General features: G+C 58.3%; 12 protein-coding genes. 3 read left to right on the forward strand and 9 right to left on the reverse strand.

The window, feature by feature from the left end; genetic code table 11:
- Nucleotides 1-2: 2 nt before the first annotated feature.
- The 5 genes from ATO7_RS12005 to ATO7_RS12025 are packed head-to-tail and all read right to left on the reverse strand — an operon-like array spanning nucleotide 3 to nucleotide 4,692.
- Nucleotides 3-2,327 (reverse strand): fimbria/pilus outer membrane usher protein, encoded by a 2,325-nt coding sequence (locus ATO7_RS12005; RefSeq protein WP_158523190.1) that lies wholly within the window; start codon nucleotides 2,325-2,327, stop codon nucleotides 3-5.
- Nucleotides 2,302-3,057, reverse strand: a complete 756-nt coding sequence (locus ATO7_RS12010; protein ID WP_083562027.1) for a fimbrial biogenesis chaperone — start codon at nucleotides 3,055-3,057, stop codon at nucleotides 2,302-2,304. The genes ATO7_RS12005 and ATO7_RS12010 overlap by 26 nt, the downstream gene beginning before the upstream one ends.
- Entirely contained in the window at nucleotides 3,057-3,593 is a 537-nt protein-coding gene (locus ATO7_RS12015; protein ID WP_158523192.1) for a spore coat protein U domain-containing protein, read from the reverse strand. The genes ATO7_RS12010 and ATO7_RS12015 overlap by 1 nt, the downstream gene beginning before the upstream one ends.
- 15 nt (nucleotides 3,594-3,608) lie before the next feature.
- Entirely contained in the window at nucleotides 3,609-4,139 is a 531-nt protein-coding gene (locus tag ATO7_RS12020; protein WP_158523193.1) for a Csu type fimbrial protein, read from the reverse strand.
- A 25-nt stretch (nucleotides 4,140-4,164) separates the two neighbouring features.
- Nucleotides 4,165-4,692: a spore coat protein U domain-containing protein gene (locus ATO7_RS12025; protein ID WP_083562030.1), complete on the reverse strand. Its 528-nt coding sequence runs from the start codon at nucleotides 4,690-4,692 to the stop codon at nucleotides 4,165-4,167.
- Nucleotides 4,693-4,814: 122 nt separating this feature from the next.
- Between ATO7_RS12025 and ATO7_RS12030 the strand changes: the two genes are divergently transcribed.
- Nucleotides 4,815-9,716: a Calx-beta domain-containing protein gene (locus ATO7_RS12030; protein ID WP_146680325.1), complete on the forward strand. Its 4,902-nt coding sequence runs from the start codon at nucleotides 4,815-4,817 to the stop codon at nucleotides 9,714-9,716.
- Between the two features lie 110 nt (nucleotides 9,717-9,826).
- Nucleotides 9,827-11,614 carry an acyl-CoA dehydrogenase gene (locus tag ATO7_RS12035; protein WP_083562032.1) on the forward strand — a complete coding sequence of 596 codons (1,788 nt, stop codon included), beginning with the start codon at nucleotides 9,827-9,829 and terminating at the stop codon, nucleotides 11,612-11,614.
- Nucleotides 11,615-11,619: 5 nt separating this feature from the next.
- On the opposite strand, the gene ATO7_RS12040 is transcribed toward ATO7_RS12035, so the two are convergent.
- The 3 genes from ATO7_RS12040 to ATO7_RS12050 are packed head-to-tail and all read right to left on the reverse strand — an operon-like array spanning nucleotide 11,620 to nucleotide 14,056.
- Nucleotides 11,620-12,339 carry an ATP-binding protein gene (locus ATO7_RS12040; RefSeq protein ID WP_083562033.1) on the reverse strand — a complete coding sequence of 240 codons (720 nt, stop codon included), beginning with the start codon at nucleotides 12,337-12,339 and terminating at the stop codon, nucleotides 11,620-11,622.
- Nucleotides 12,336-13,439 carry a hypothetical protein gene (locus ATO7_RS12045; protein ID WP_083562034.1) on the reverse strand — a complete coding sequence of 368 codons (1,104 nt, stop codon included), beginning with the start codon at nucleotides 13,437-13,439 and terminating at the stop codon, nucleotides 12,336-12,338. The genes ATO7_RS12040 and ATO7_RS12045 overlap by 4 nt, the downstream gene beginning before the upstream one ends.
- Nucleotides 13,436-14,056 carry a TetR/AcrR family transcriptional regulator gene (locus tag ATO7_RS12050; RefSeq protein ID WP_083562035.1) on the reverse strand — a complete coding sequence of 207 codons (621 nt, stop codon included), beginning with the start codon at nucleotides 14,054-14,056 and terminating at the stop codon, nucleotides 13,436-13,438. The genes ATO7_RS12045 and ATO7_RS12050 overlap by 4 nt, the downstream gene beginning before the upstream one ends.
- A 129-nt stretch (nucleotides 14,057-14,185) precedes the next feature.
- Between ATO7_RS12050 and ATO7_RS12055 the strand changes: the two genes are divergently transcribed.
- On the forward strand, nucleotides 14,186-14,980 hold the full coding sequence (locus tag ATO7_RS12055; RefSeq protein ID WP_083562036.1) for an enoyl-CoA hydratase-related protein: 795 nt from the start codon (nucleotides 14,186-14,188) through the stop codon (nucleotides 14,978-14,980).
- 24 nt (nucleotides 14,981-15,004) lie between these two features.
- On the opposite strand, the gene ATO7_RS12060 is transcribed toward ATO7_RS12055, so the two are convergent.
- Nucleotides 15,005-15,514, reverse strand: coding sequence for an arsinothricin resistance N-acetyltransferase ArsN1 family B (locus ATO7_RS12060; protein ID WP_083562857.1), 510 nt, complete (start codon nucleotides 15,512-15,514; stop codon nucleotides 15,005-15,007).
- Nucleotides 15,515-15,652: the final 138 nt, after the last annotated feature.

Consider the following 15,652-nt stretch of genomic DNA (forward strand, 5'->3'; position numbering starts at 1 on the left):
CTTCAGGATGCCGTCAAGCTGCAGGATATAACCCCAAGATCGTTGAAGCTCTGGTTGCTCTGCGGCAGATGCAGGATCATGTGACAGGATTCATCTTTAAGCAGAACCTCGGCGCGGTACTCGCCAGGCGGAATCTGATCCAGATATAGGAAACCGTTTAGCCCCAGGGCAATACGCTGGCTGTCACCGTTGTTTTGATGCAGGACGAGAGCGCCGAACTGGGCTGGTTGGCGTTGGCCATCCGGGGACAGCAAATCAATGCGCCCTTCATAACTGTTGAGTTGCTGCAGTGCCAGCGACACCGTGCTGCCACCGCCATCCCAGACACTGAGCTTGTGTTGGGTGGAACTGACGCGGGTGCCCAGTGGCAGTGAATCCGGCAGCTTGAAATTGATGCTTTGCGGATAGTAGGGCGTTAGATTGGGCAACAGCAGAGGCATGGCCCCGCTGTTTCCGGCGAGCTGATTGTTGTGAAACACATCGACATTGGTCTTGCCGGCATCGACAATGGCGAAGCCGCCACGTATCGGGCGCCCGAGCGCGAGCTTGCCATCGGCCCAGGCCGTGGCACCAGACAGGCGCAGGCTCCAGTGATCTTCGCCGTTACGGTCCAGTTGGTCGCGTCGATAACCCAGGCGCGCCGTAGCATAGCGTGCGTTCAGGTCGTAATCGGCGCGGGCGCTGCGCAGCGGCTCTGCCTGCCCATCTGCTTGGCGTTGTTCCAGTTCCACCGTCCAGCCGTCGCGCAACTGACCATCACCACTGCGGCTGATGCGATTGACCCAGCTGCGCTGATCATCATCGCGCCAGTCCAGGCGTGAAGATGCCAGTTCGCGCCCGAACAGCCAGTTAAATGACAGGCTGATTTGTGACTGGTGACGGATGGTGTCGTGCCAGGCTTGAGCATTGACTGCCAGACCTCGGCCCAAATTGCGGCTGAAGTTCAGTCGCCACTGGCGACTGCGCGCGGAAGGCGTGTCGCCGACCGCGTTGGTCAGCTCACCATCCGCCCAGGAGTGGCTCAAGTTCAGACCGCGTAACCAGCCGCTGCTCAGGCCCATGCGCACATTTGCGCGGCGCAGTCGGCCTGCGCTGAGTCCCACAGTTTGATAGTGGGCGTCGCGCTGAAAGGCCGAAGCGGAAAAGAGCACATGATCCATGCTGCGATTGAGTGAAAACTGCATGGCGTGACCGCTGTTGGCGGCGTGTGCGCCGCCATGGCTGTAAGCCAGGGACCATTCACCCAGCCATGGCCGCGCACCGGCCAGTTCCAGGCCACTTTGCCACTGTGTGTCATCCACGGAACCGGACAGGCCGGCGGTGATGTGATCATTCAAGCCGATGCGGTGTTCAAATAATGCCGTGGGCTGATTGGCATAACGGTCTGTGGCCAGCCGGGGCAGGCCGATGCTGTAACTGAATTGATGTACGCCCCGGCCCAGTTGGCGGGAGGAAATGTACACGTCGGTTTCAATCTCGCGAACTTCGCCGAAGGCATCACGGATCAACAGGCGCACATTGCCGCTTCTGCCGCCGTACAGGGGAAGGTTGTTCAGCTGCAAGGGGCCGGCCGGCACTGATTCTGTGGCGACGCGGCGGCCATCGAGCCAGATCTCCACTTCGGCGGGGGTGTCCAGCATGTAGTTGAGTTGCAGGGATGGCGAGGCCACAAAACCGGGCTGCAGATTGAAGGCCGAGGATACCCGCAGACCGGCCAGTGCTTGCGTTCCACCCAGTGGCCCGGCCTGCGCGCCTACATCACCCAGCGCCAACCGCCACATCCCGGCGCGATCATCGCGTTGCAGTACGGTTTGCCCGCGTTGACCTTGCCGTTCATCCAGATTGTAGGTGCTATTGAGCAGCCAGGCGTCATACCGCAGGCCCAGCTCGAACGGTGCCTGCCAATCCACATCTTGTTCGCCACGCCGGGTCGCATTGAATGCGTAGTTCAGATAAACCGAACGGTTGTCCAGCGGTGCGGGAATGGGCTCGCGCCCTGACAGATCACGCTGGTTTGGCGGTAACCAGTCAGCCGGCACCTGTAGCGCAAGGCTGCCGGATTCAGGATCGAACGTATGGCTGAGCGCGAAATCCTGTGGGGCCAGCCAGGCGGCAGCGGGCAGCTTGTCTTCAGCCAGACCGGCGTCAAGCAGCACCTCTCGAGCGATGCGAATGTGCTGATGCTCATCAAGCTCGACCAGGTGCACGCCATGGTCTTCGGCATTGATGCTCAAGGCCAGCGGAACGGGTTCAGCGAGGACTTGCGTGATGCTGCATAAAGCCAGCAGCGCGGCGACGAGTTCAGGGCGTCGGGGCCAGGCACACATCAACACGGGCAAAGCGGCGGGATTGTTCGCCAGCATCCTGGCTGTGAGCGGTGACGAGCAAGCTTGCGATGTTGTTGGCGCACAGCGATGCACGCTCAGCCGGTGTCAGCGCGAAGTCATAGCGACCTCCAGCCAGCACTCGCCAGCCGCTGGCTTGCAGGCTGTTGATCGCGTGCTCATCGGCATCGTGCGCCTGCACCGAAATCTCACGGATGCGGATGTGCTGGCTGCCCTGATTGCTAATGGTGACGCTGAACTGCTGCCCGCTTTGCTGGAGTTCACTGATCGCCCAACTTGTCCCGGCATCCTCGCTCCCCCCCACGAACACCGGCACGCGAATCTGGCTGGCGAAATTGACCGGCGAGGCGCTGGACGACAAATCCGGAAGCTCACGCACCGCCAGCCGGTAGGCCACTTCCTGATCACCGTCGGCAGCTTGCAGCAAACCAATGCGGATCGTGCGTGAAGACTGTGCATTCAAGGTCAGCAGCTTTGGAAAATAGGCCAGCTCATTGCTGTCCTCGTAGCGGTCCTTGCCATCCTGTGTCCAGCGAAGCAGCAAGACCTGAATATTGCGTGATTGCTCAGAAGTGTTGCGTACCTGCAGACTGGCATTGCGCTGCCCCGGCCCGAGTTCCAGCTGGGTCGGGGCAACGCTGAGAGCGGCCTGAGCGGCAGGGATCAAGCATCCAAGCAGCAGGCTGCACATCGACAAAAAACGCATGGCCATCAATAGTCCAGCGTGACCGTAACAGTGTCGGTATATTGCCCCGCAGGGAGATTGGGCAGGGGGATGAAATTCAGCTGGCTGAGAATGGAGGCTTGGGCCACCAGGACTTTCTCACCTACGCCGCTGACTGGATCTCCCAGCTTGGTTGATGATCCGTCGCCCCACAGAGTGCCGACCGGATTCGTACTGTCGATATGCTTGAGGGCATATTCAAACCCTATAGCCTCGAAGTACATAGGCTCGTCTGGCGGGTAGATGTATCGCAACATGCGACCGTATGTCCTTTCTTCAGTATCGCCTCCCAGCGAGACGGTCCAGTCCATGTTGTCCGGGCAGCTGACGGCAATCTGAGTGCTTTGGGTCGTGCCAATCAGCTGTGTTGTCGTGCCTGAGCCAAAATTGATGTTGCTCGCGCTGATGCTGCAAACTTCAATCACTTCGGCATCGACGGTCATGCTGGTTGTTTGCTGCCCAGCGTGGGCATTTAGGGCGTAAATGGCAGCCGCTAACAGGCTGCCGAAAGTGACCATACGCATGATCATCTCCCCTTATCAGTAATCCAGCGTGACGGTGATGGTGTCGCTGTAGAGACCCGCGGTGTTGCCGCCATTGGGATGGTCGAGGAAGCCCGAGACCATGTGAGCCCTGGCTTCGAGAACGGCTTCACCTGATCCTGAGACGGGATCGCCCTGTGTGGCTGAAGTGCCGTCCCCCCAGTTTTGTGGTGTGCCACCCGTTTGGTATTCCACGTAATAGCTGAACGCGCCGGCACCGTAGGTACCGCCATCGGCGTGGTGCATCTCTCTGTGTCCGCCGCCCTTGGTGGCGCCGGTATGAAGCCCGCCGTCCAGCGAGACCGTCCAGTTCACGGAGTCGGAGCAGTTGACGATAATCTGGGCGGTACTTTCTGCTGCTAGAAGATCGTCAAATGAACCCGATCCAAAATTGAGATCGCCGCTACTGAGGCTGCAGACCTCAAACATTTCGGCGCTGACGTTCATGGTGCTGACTTTTTGCCCGGCCTGTGCGTTCAGTGTGAATGCGCTGGCAATAAGCAGACTGCTGAAAATGATGGGACGCATAATGAAACTCCTGAGAAGTAGGGGATTAGTAATCCAGAGTGATGGTGACGGTGTCCCCGTAGAGACCTTCCGGTATGGAGTTGTTGAGAACGGTTCCTGCCCATTCCACGGCAAGAATGTTGAGCGACACATTGCCGACACCATTGATAGGGCCATAGACTTCACCCCAGGCATCGGAAGCGGTGCCGTCACCCCACCCGACACGACTACCATCATTGCGAACTAAGAGCAGGTCATAGCCCACGGTGTCGCCGTTGGCATTTTTCATGGCTCGGGTGCCGCCCCACGTTTCCAAGTCGGAATGCATGCCCGTGTTGGCCGAAAGCACCCAATCCACACCCTCAGGACAGCTCACGATGACGTCGACGGTACCTGAGTCATTGACTGAGTTCAGCAGCTGATCCTCGCTCATGGTGCCGAAAGGGATGCTGCTGGCAGACAGGTCACAACTGCTGGTGACCTCCATGAAAACATTCATGGTGGTGGACTCCTGTGCCGCTTGTGCGCTGCTGACAGCCAATGCGGCCACTGCTGCGAGATGATGAAGTTTCATGTGCAACCTCCTGATCCTTGGAATTGACGCAATCTGGTGCGTCGGCGGGGTGATTATTTCCGCAGCCGTGCGGGCGGGCGTCACCAGATCTGGTGATAAGGCCGGCGTTCTGCGGTCGCTTTGTGAGCGAGGTCACAGTTACTGATTTCCCGTCACCAGAACTGGTGACGGCGTTGCATCGCGAGGGCGGGATCATCGCAACCTCAACGATTAAGCGATGTGGCGGAGCATTCAGAATGTGTGGATCGACAACAATTCAGTACCGGTTCTGGCGAACTTTGCTGGTGGTGGCTGGCACGCTTGTGGGACTTGCTGCCTGCAGTGATTCCAGTGTCGATATGGAGATGCTGGAACGAGTGCGGCAGGCTCGCTTGAAGGTTGAGGATTCCGTTCGCTTCGAAGGCGACTTACGCATTCTGGCGAATGACACCATGGCGATATCCGATGGTGATGGTGATGGTCAGGTACACATCGAAATTACCGGTGATTGGGATTGTCATGGCGAGGTCTTGGTCGCCGCGACCGACACAAGGGTTCGCGTGCATGTGCGCGGTGATGCCCAGTTGAATTGCGGGGTTGAGCAGGCTGGGCGCTCGCTAAGCAACGCAGAAAACCTCACCGATAGTCGGGTGGAGATTGTTGTCGATGGCGTCATCAACGTGGCGGATGGTTTTGATCCGTTTTCCCACGGCAGCTTTGTGCTGGTGGATGACTCTGCGTTGTTGCTGGATGATGCTGAGATGTTGCGCAGCGCCTCGCGTGACGATGGCGCGGCATCGATCGGTTTCAATGCCGCGGAAACGCCAGGTGATGCGCCCAAGGCTGTCGCCACGACGACAAACTTATCGGCGAAAACCACGCGCAGTTGCCCGGGTGTTGCTCATACCTTTGTCGGGCAATGGGGGTATGACGGCCGCATGATCTCTGCATCAAACATCGGCGTTGCTCAGCCGATGATTGCGGTGCGAACTACTTGTGATCTGCATTTTGACAATAGCGTGATCGTAGCGCCCGGTTGGACGCCTTCGTCAACTCAGCTTATTGAGCGCGATTTGTCCGATGTCAAAGCGCGTTTGCCCTCCAGGCCCAGTTACGGCGCGCTGGGGAATCGTTTAAATGGCCATCTGCTGATCGAAGGGCAGGAGGGAGTATCAGGTTTCACGTTGCTGGTTGAGACGCAAGGCACCATTACATTCGCGGGGAACAACCGCTGGACACTTATGGATGGCAATGATGGTCGCGACGTCCATGTGCGCGTCGCGCCCGCCATCTCCTCGTATGCGGAAACTGACTCGGCCGCTTGGGTCTTTGGCGGGAAAGGCGGGAAGGGCGGGGATGCCGGGAAGCTTGTGTTGCGTGCGGGGCGCCCACCAATTGATATGTCCAATGCCACGCTGGAGCTGGTCTTCGGTAAGGCTGGTGACGGTGGTGATGCTCAGGCTGAAGGTTTAGCACCGACCTACTGCCGAGGGGCACAAGGCGTGTCCGTTTTTGCACAGGGAGGTTCCGGTGGTTCAGCACGTGATGAGCTGAGCGTTCAAGGCGTAACGGGGCAACAAAATCTGAACTACAACCTCGTGCGTGCAGGGGCGCCCGGTGGAGCCATGGCCAACGGCGGTGACGGTGCTGACAACTGTTCGTCCGGCGATGGTGCTCGCGGCGGCCACGCACTGGCCATACAAGGGGTTTCGGGCGCGGAGCGGAACCAGTCTTCCACCCAGAGCGTCTGGATTCGCCCCTACGATGCACCTGCTCAGGCACGGGCTGGGCAGGGTGGTAAAGGCAGCGAGAATTACGGGCCGAGCGCTGCGGGTGACGGGGGCAAAGGCGGCATGGCTTTGGTATGGCAGAGCGAAGCGAATACGACCGCTGTGCGGGCCGTGATCAGTGCTCAGGCAGGCGCGGGTGGTGAGTGTGGTGTCGGGCCATCGTCGGGTGGCCAGGGTGGTGAGGCCAACACCTATTCCTTGGGTCTGCCAACAGGCCTGCATGCCAGCCCCAACTGGGAGCATGGCAGTTTGTCGAGTTTGGACGATGCTGCGACCTTGTTAAAGATAACAGCCGCACAAGATGCTCCAGATTGCGCCGCGCCAGCGCCGGCGGAATTCGACTTGGTGGCACTGCTGCCTATATTTGAGGGTGACCAGGGCGATACCGTGGTGTCCGCCGTCGATGTGCGGCTATCCAATCCGCCGCCCGCGGAAATCACCGTTAACTGGGCAACCCGCGACGACACGGCAACCGCAGGCGAGGATTACCTCGCCGCCAGCGGCACGCTGACCTTCGGTGGCGCTCATCCTGCGAGCCAATCCATTGCGATAACCGTCCATGGCGACACAAATACCGAGCGCGACGAATATCTGCTGATTGAGTTGAGTTCGGCCAGTGCAGGCGCGGTGCTGCCGCCTGAACCGTTACGGGTGAAAATCGCCAATGATGATCGCCCGGTTATTGTGGCTGAGGGGATCAGCTATGTTGAGTATGCGCCTTACGCCAGTGTGGATATCCGCGTTGAGGGAACGCACCCCTTGGGCGTGATTGATCTCACCTACACCACGGTCTCGGGTTCAGCGATTCTGGGGCAGGATTTTCAGGCGCACGCTGGGATATTGGACCTGTCTGGTGGAATTGGTGTGATATCCATTCCGCTAATTGACGATGTGATCTCCGAGCTTGAAGAAGACTTCTTTGTTGAGCTGAGCAGCCAAAGCGATGTGCAGATCTGGAACTCGCGTGTGCGTGTCGGCGTCCTTGATGACGATAAAATCGCACAGATCAGCGTGGCGGCCAGCTCGGTTATTGAGGATGCCAGCCCGGTGATGATGACGTTCAACATAGACCTGTCACGTGCTCAGGGCTTTCCTTTGGATGTGCGCTGTTATACACGGCCGCTGGGTGGTTCCAGTCCTGCTATGGCGGCTGCAATTCCTGATCACGATTACACGCCCGTCGATCAGGTCATAAGATTTACCCCGGGTGATCTCAGCAAATCGTGCCTGGTTCCTGTTTTGGCGGATGATCTGCTTGAATTCGACGAATCTTTCGAGCTGGTTATCGAAGACGCTCGCAGTGGCGAAGTGCTGGCAAGTGCGTTTGGTGTGATTAAGGATATTGGCGTTGTTGCTGAGGCCTCTATTTCGGATGCGCAAATCACCGAAAGTAATGTTGAAGATCGCGAGATGGTGTTTATGGTCAGCTTGGCCAAGGTTGCGCTTCGGGATGTTGATATTGCGTTCGAGACACACCCTTTAACAGCAACGGAGCATCGAGCAGGGGCGGTCGGCTCGGATTTTCGCCGTACGACAGGCTTGCTGCGTTTCAAGGCCAACGGCGCCTTGAGACAAGAAATTCGGGTGCCGATTATCGGAGATTTCGATCTCGAGCCGACTGAAACGTTTGAGGTCCGTTTATCAGCACATCAGGGTAATGTGCGTTTTGTGCGTGAAAGCGCCATCGGGCGGATTGTCGACAACGACGCCTTGCGCGTTGGTGTGAGCGATGCGCGCGGCGTTGAAGGGACTCCGGGGCAGCCAGAGCCAACGCCGTTGAGGTTCCGGGTCAGATTAAGCGAGCGCTATGAGCACGACTTGACCTTGGCTTACCAAACGGTGTTTCAAGGATATACAGCGCAATCCGGCAGTGACGTCAGGGCGACATCTGGATTCGTAAGTATCCCCGCGGGCCAGATGGAAGCCTATGTCGACATTTCGACTGTTGCGGATGTTGTGCCGGAGTCAGAAGAGCGCTTCTTTCTGGCCTTCGAGAAGCGCTATCCAGGCGATGATGTGCTTGCGCCTGGGCGGTTTGAGATTATTGGCGGCGGGGGCACGGGCTACATCACCGATGACGACACAGCGGCGCTATTGAGTATCAGTGGAGGACAGGTGCAAGAGGGCAACAGCGGGACCTCTGCGATCCCGTTTACAATCAGCGCACAGCCCGCGCCGGCTGAAACTATAACGGTCCGTGTGCGGACGCGCGACGACACAGCGACCAGCGCTGACAATGACTATGTTGCTGTCGATACCATCGTGACTCTCGATGCCGGGCTTGCCTACAGTGCAAAAACTGTCGATGTGGTCGTCAATGGCGACGCCAAAGCGGAACTCGCCGAGCAATTTGAGGTGGTCATCGATCAGGTAACGGGGCCTGCTCAGGTTTCCGTTGGAAGCGCCTACGGCGTGATTGAAAACGATGAAACCCTGGATTTTGGCGATGCGCCTGCGTCCTATCCGACGCTGGCTGCTGATGGAGGTGCCTACCACGGCAGTGTTGGCCCACTACTGGGTGTACTCCGTGATGCAGAGCCCGACGGGCAACCTCACCCGCTGGCGTTTGGTGACGATCAAACTGGTGACGATGACGAAGATGGCATTGCCTTCCATGCGGATTTGCAGCAAGGGCAGGTGAGCTTTGTTGATGTCACGGTTACAGATGGTCCGGGGTTGTTGAGCGCATGGATCGATTTCAACGGCGATGGTGATTGGTTGGACGCCGGTGAACAGGTGTTTATGGATGAGCCGGTAAGCAGCGGTACGCAAACCTTGAGTTTCACGACCCCCTTGGATGCCGATGACAATTTGGTATTCCTGCGTTTTCGCCTTTCCACAATCGCCGGGCTTACGCCCGGCGGCGGGGCTTCAGATGGCGAGGTGGAAGATGTGCAAATGCAGATTTTCCCCGCAGCACCTCCTGTTGGAGACATACGTAATGGCGCGGGCGTCTACGTCTGCCCATTTGACGCATGTGTGAATCGCATTGAACTGCTTGAAGACGATGACGATACATTGATCGTGAGCGGCTCCGGTTCTGAATGTGATGCCGTTCCCAGTGGCGCGGCACAGTGTCAGACGGCTTGTGATGTGGGTGTGGCCGGTGAAGGCAGTGACAATTGTTTCAATATTAGCGCTACGTTCTTTGGTCCCGGTGGGAATCAGACTTGGGCCGACGCATTGGGGATTTCCGTTGTGGTTACGAAGCCCGACCAAAGCTTGGTCTGCAGCATCCAGTGTGAGCGTGAATGAAACCTGATGTCAGTAGCGCGTTATCTATGGCATGTTGTACGAATTAGACCTGACAGCGTGGCGTGTTTTGTATGAACGGACCCGCGCATAATCTTTAGCTAGGAGACACCATGCTCAAGCGTCGCGAAATCGACTTCCAGATCTTTGAAATGCTGGAGGCCGAGCGCTTGTGCGCGCAGCCGGCTTTTCTGTCGCAAGACCGCGAAACCATCGATGCGATTCTGGACAGCGCACAACGTGTTGCGGACGAAACCTTCGCTACGCACACCGCGCTGACAGACGCCGAGGAGCCACAGTTCGTGGATGGGCGCGTACGCATGCGCCCTGAGGTCAAAAGTGCGCTAAACGCCTTTGTTGACGGTGGTTTTATGGGCACCAGCTTTCCCGAGCGCATCGGAGGCTTGCAGCTGCCCTACATCATCTCCCAGGTCATCAACTGGATTTTTTCGGATGCCAATGTGGGGACGGCAGGTTATCCGTTCTTGACCATGGCGGCGGCCAACCTGATCCAGGCGCATGGCAGTGACGAGCAGAAGCAACGCTACATGCTGCCGCTGATCGAAGGGCGCTGGTTTGGCACCATGTGTTTGTCGGAGCCGCAGGCTGGATCGTCACTTGCCGATATCCGTACCCGTGCGGAGCCCACGGGTGAGGGTGATTACCGCATCAGTGGAACAAAAATGTGGATTTCCGGTGGCGAACATGAGCTGTCCGAGAACATCGTGCATCTGGTGCTGGCCAAGGTGCCCGGGCAAGCTGCTGGCACGCGCGGTATTTCGCTCTTTATCGTGCCCAAGTATCGGCTGGATGAGCATGGCGCGCCGGGGCCCCGCAATGACGTCAGTCTGGCCGGGCTGAACCATAAAATGGGCTATCGCGGTACGGTCAACACGCTGCTCAATTTTGGCGAGAATGACGACTGTCGCGGCTATCTCATTGGCCAGCTCAATCAAGGGCTGGCGGCAATGTTTCACATGATGAACGAGGCGCGTATTGGGGTTGGTTTGAATGCCGCCGTGCTGGCCTACAGTGGTTACCAGCACTCATTGGACTATGCCCGCAACCGACCGCAAGGCCGGCCCGCAACACAGCGTGATCCGTCTGCGCCGCAAAGCATGATCATCGAGCATGCCGATGTGCGCCACATGTTGATGCGCCAGAAGGTTTATTCCGAGGGCGCGTTGGCCTTGTGTCTGTACGGCGCCAGTTTGGTCGACCGCAAGCAGCTCAGTGCGTCGGATGAGCAGGCGGCCGAGATTGAGCTTGAATTGTCGATTCTGACGCCGCTCATCAAAGCATGGTCGTCGCATTATGGTCTCAAGGCCAATTACTGGGGCTTGCAGATCCTTGGCGGCTACGGTTATACCCGCGATTATCCGTTGGAGCGCATCTATCGCGATAACCGATTGAACCCGATTCATGAGGGCACCAACGGCATCCAGTCGTTGGATTTGCTGGGACGCAAAGTGCTCCAGAATCAGGGCGCAGCATTTCGGTTACTGATGACACGCATTGGCGAAACGGTCAGTGCTTGCACCGGGCATCCAGTGTTGGGCGAGTATGCCTCGCAGTTGCACCAGGCGCAGATGCGGGTGCTTGAGGTGACCACGGCGCTGGGCAAGCTGGCATCTGGCGGTGGTATTGCCAGCTTGCTGGCCAACTCATGGACTTATCTCGACATGCTCGGCCATCTGGTTGTGGCCTGGATGTGGTTGCGCCAGGCGGTTGTCGCCCAGGTTGCATTGGATCAGCCGGGCGGTGATCAGGCTTATTACGACGGCAAGCGTCAGGCCTGTGCTTACTTTTATCGCTGGGAGCTACCTCAGGTGCTGATGCAAGCGGATCAGCTGCTGGCTATGGATGACAGTGTACTGACGCTGCGCGACGAGCACTTCTAAACGGCCTAGGCCGCGTCATAGTATTTGGTCATCTCAATGCGGTTGCCGCGTGCGTTCCAGCTGACCTCGTCCATGGCGAAACGGATCATGGTGATGCCGCGCCCGCTGGCCCGCAGCAGGGCCTCGGGTTCCAGTGGATCGGGCAGGTTGGAGGGATCAAAGCCTGGGCCGTCGTCTTCAATCTGAATGGTCAGACGCTGCGTGTCGCAATGGGTATCTACACGGATGGAGCGCTGCGCGTAATCGGGCTCCATAAGGCGAGCGCCAATCAAGGCCTCGTAGGTGTCCCAGTCGCCCTGATCGCGCAACTCAGAGCTGATTTCCAGGTTGCCGTGAATGAGGGCGTTCTGGAGTGCCTCGCAGACGGCGGTGTTGAAATGATCGCGACTGCTGGCCGGCAAATAGGCGCCGCACACTTCGACTAGGTGACGGCTGATGGCGCCGAGTAGTCCACGACAATTCGGAATGGTCATCACGTAGTGCCCATCACGAAACTGGATCACGAATGGGCTGTTGCGCGGCACGCTGAAATCAAGTTCGCCGACACGGCTGATGAGATCGCCAACAACGTCCTGATTGGATTCAGCCAGGCCGGCGACGGTCAGATCGAAATCAGCCGCATCTTTAAGGCTGCCACGGTGGCTGACAACATGGCCAGCGTGGCTCAGTTCCTGGTCAAGGCGCTGAATGGCAGTGTTTGTGCCATCAACGATGAGTATCTTCATCGGTTGCGTGCGTTCGCGGTGGCGAGACTGTTTTCAGGAAAGGCTTCAAGCCGGGACGCCAGTGTACCGCTATTCACGATCTCCGCCCATTCATCGGCCATGCGCCGGCACTCCGCGGTGGCGACGCGCCAGTCGGCCAAAAGGCTGTCGAGATCGGAATAGCGATTGAAGTCTTTTCTGTCGGGGATTTTCTTGTTGGGCAGCCGGGCAAGCAGCTGCTCTGAAGGTGCGATCATCAGCACCCGGTCCAGGTGATGCGCATGCGGTTTGCGCCACGGCAGGAATTTGTCCAGCCAGCCGGGCACGATGCGGGTGGAGAAATGCGGGAACAACACCAAGCCATCGTCCAGCCGGTAATCAAGGTCCATGTGGTAATCGATCAGTCCGCCATCGCGGTACATCCCCGGTGGCGCGCCTGGGATGTCCGGCTCGCCTTGCATCAGCAGTGGAATCGAGGCACTGGCACGTAGGGCAGGCTTGAGGTTGTCCGCAGTCAAGGCCACTTCGTGGCTGACGAAGGCATCTCGAAAAGGCAGAAACGGGGCATGGCCATCCGGATGGCGGAACACGGTGCGCTCCATGTGCTGGGCCAAACGTGCGCGTGAGCGCAAATTGCTCACCGCAATCGCGGCCAGTCCGGCTTTAAGCTGCCGTGGCGTTTCATGGGCCGCTTTGCCAAGGCAGCGGACCGCAATGATGTTGGGGCGCAGATAGCGATGCTTGAGCAGCTGCTCGATATGCTCATCCGGCAGCAAGGTGTCGAGCAGGTTGTTACACACGCTGCTGATCTCGGCGGCGTCCGGTTTGTCGCTGTACCGCTGTTGCAGATAGGCCTGCTCAAAACGGTCGAATGCAGCGACCGGATCGTCCTGGGCTGCGGCGGCGAAGCGCCAGCTCGAAATTGACGAGCCGACCGTGAACAGCGGGCGCTTGCGTGCGGCGAAAAACTCACCAAAAAAGTAACGATCCAAGCCCGCCAGGGCGAGCCACTTGGGGCCACCTGCGGCCCCAGCCATAACCACAAATTGCTCGGGGTTGAGACCGTCTTGCTCAATCAGGCGGCGTGCTGTGGCGCCGGCACGGATTACCAGGGCGCTCATGACTGTTCTACCGGGATGTTGTCGAGCAAAGTGGAAAAAGCTTTGAGCACACGTTTCCAGTCATCCGGACTTTCCAGGCGCAGAGAGGCGAAGCGCTGATGGTGCTGATAAGCCATGCCAAGGTGAATCATCCCGGCGCTTAGCACTGAGAGCATGGGTTTGAGCTGGCTGTGCACGGGTTTGTCGTTGTGCGAAAGCGATTCGCTGATCTGATTTGCGAATTGCCCAAGTGCATCCTCCATCACCCGCGTGAGTGTCGGGTTGCCGGACATTTCCCAGGCCAGAATTGCCATGGTTTCCGGTCGTTTGCCCAGAGCTGCAGCGAAATTGAACATGACCCGCTTGATCCGTTCACGCAGCGCCATCTGAAAAAATTCGTCATCTGGCAGATCAATGATTTCAGCTCGCGTAGGCCAGAAATCTTCACTGGTCACAAAGGCATTGATGAGACCTTCAAGGTCACCGAAGTAGCGATAGATCAGTACCTTCGCCACGCCGGTTTCGTTCGCGATGCGATTGATGCCGAGCGCCGAAAACCCTTCTTCGACCAGCAGCCTCTCGACGGTTCGAAGTATCCGGCGCTTGGTATGTTCTTTGTTTTTCTTGGTGCTCTCCATGGGCGCATGTTACCGCTGGTTACCAAGCGTTAACAACGGTCCGGTGTGCGGCTTTTCAGTTATGATCAGGCATCAAGATACCGAGCGGTAACTTAAACCTCTATCCCCACCTTCAGCTGATTGATATCCATGAGCTACAACACACTTCTTGTTGAAAACGCCGACGGCGTAACCACCATCACCTTGAACCGGCCCGAAAGTCTGAATGCGCTGTCATTTGAGCTGCTGCGTGAATTGCGCGATGCCCTTGTGGCCGCGGGCAAAGATGCTGAATGCCGCTGTGTGGTCCTGACCGGGGCAGGCCGTGGCTTCACATCAGGGGCGGACTTGAAAGACACGATGATGGAGCTCAAACCGGGTGAGCGGCCCGATCTGGGCCAGCCTTTGCACACCACCTATCACCCGGTGTTGCGTGAAATTCGTCACCTGGAAAAGCCGGTGATCGCGGCGATTAATGGTGTTGCCGCTGGCGCCGGACTGAACATCGCCCTGGCTTGTGATGTCGTGGTGGCGGCCAAGTCGGCCAAGTTGATTCAGGCCTTCGTGCGTATCGGGCTGATCCCCGATGCCGGTGGCACCTGGAGCGTGCCGCGCCTGATCGGACGTGCCCGGGCCACCCGCTGGCTGATGAGTGGCGACGCGCTTGACGCGGATACGGCATTTGATTGGGGTTTGATTACGGACGTGTTCGCTGACGACGAATTGCAGGCTAAAACACAGGCTTTGGCTGCGCGAATGGCAGCTCAGCCTACGCGTGCTCTGGCTGCGATCAAGCAGCTGATGGACAGCACATTGGACCTTGATCTTGAAGGGCAGATTGCACGTGAGGCACGCCTGCAAAGCCAAATCGGCTTTACCGATGATGCGATGGAAGGCATCAGTGCGTTTGTGCAAAAGCGTGAGGCGCGGTTCAAAGGAAAGTAAGCCCTGACAGCCGCTGGTGGCGTCTCAGTCAGGCGCCTCCAGCGTGCGCTGCCAGTACCCTACGTCCAGCCATTGACCGAATTTGAGACCCACCGACGGAAAGTGGGCGACTTTGTGAAAGCCTAAGCGTTCATGCAGGGCCACGCTGGCCGCGTTGGGCAGCGTAATGCCTGCGATCACCGCATGAATGCCGTCGCGCTGCAGTTGCTCAATCAAGTGCTGATAGAGCAGGGTGCCGATGCCTTGGCCGGCGATTTTGCGGTCCAGATAAATCGCGCTTTCCACGGAATAGCGGTAGGCCGATCGGCTGCGCCATTGATCGGCGTAAGCGTAGCCCAGGACCTGGCCTTCTGCTTCGCTGACCAGCCACGGCAAGCCCTGTGCGCCCACTGCCTCAATGCGTTGAGCAAGTTGCTCAGCCTGGATCGGAACTTCTTCGAACGTGATGACCGTGTCGCGAATAAACGGGTTATAGATGTCCGCGATGGCGGCGGCATCAGCCGCGGTGGCGGGACGTATAAGCGGGCGGCGCATGAGCTGGATGTCCGGGCGCGCAGTGTCTGCGCAAAGCGTCAGGATGACACACCCGACCGGCATCGGCGTGGGTTCGTTTAAGGCCTGCATCCGGGTTTTGGAGGCCTTGGCCTGTGCGGCAAGGTTTGGCGGTGTGCG

Source organism: Oceanococcus atlanticus (assembly GCF_002088235.1).
Taxonomy (GTDB): Bacteria; Pseudomonadota; Gammaproteobacteria; order Nevskiales; family Oceanococcaceae; genus Oceanococcus; species Oceanococcus atlanticus.

Bases quoted from the DNA above. Each gene is read 5' to 3' on its own strand.
- ATO7_RS12005 (WP_158523190.1), bottom strand. From the start codon at position 2,327: ATGTGTGCCTGGCCCCGACGCCCTGAACTCGTCGCCGCGCTGCTGGCT.
- ATO7_RS12010 (WP_083562027.1), bottom strand. From the start codon at position 3,057: ATGGCCATGCGTTTTTTGTCGATGTGCAGCCTGCTGCTTGGATGCTTG.
- ATO7_RS12015 (WP_158523192.1), bottom strand. From the start codon at position 3,593: ATGCGTATGGTCACTTTCGGCAGCCTGTTAGCGGCTGCCATTTACGCC.
- ATO7_RS12020 (WP_158523193.1), bottom strand. From the start codon at position 4,139: ATGCGTCCCATCATTTTCAGCAGTCTGCTTATTGCCAGCGCATTCACA.
- ATO7_RS12025 (WP_083562030.1), bottom strand. From the start codon at position 4,692: ATGAAACTTCATCATCTCGCAGCAGTGGCCGCATTGGCTGTCAGCAGC.
- ATO7_RS12035 (WP_083562032.1), top strand. From the start codon at position 9,827: ATGCTCAAGCGTCGCGAAATCGACTTCCAGATCTTTGAAATGCTGGAG.
- ATO7_RS12040 (WP_083562033.1), bottom strand. From the start codon at position 12,339: ATGAAGATACTCATCGTTGATGGCACAAACACTGCCATTCAGCGCCTT.
- ATO7_RS12045 (WP_083562034.1), bottom strand. From the start codon at position 13,439: ATGAGCGCCCTGGTAATCCGTGCCGGCGCCACAGCACGCCGCCTGATT.
- ATO7_RS12050 (WP_083562035.1), bottom strand. From the start codon at position 14,056: ATGGAGAGCACCAAGAAAAACAAAGAACATACCAAGCGCCGGATACTT.
- ATO7_RS12055 (WP_083562036.1), top strand. From the start codon at position 14,186: ATGAGCTACAACACACTTCTTGTTGAAAACGCCGACGGCGTAACCACC.
- ATO7_RS12060 (WP_083562857.1), bottom strand. From the start codon at position 15,514: ATGCGCCGCCCGCTTATACGTCCCGCCACCGCGGCTGATGCCGCCGCC.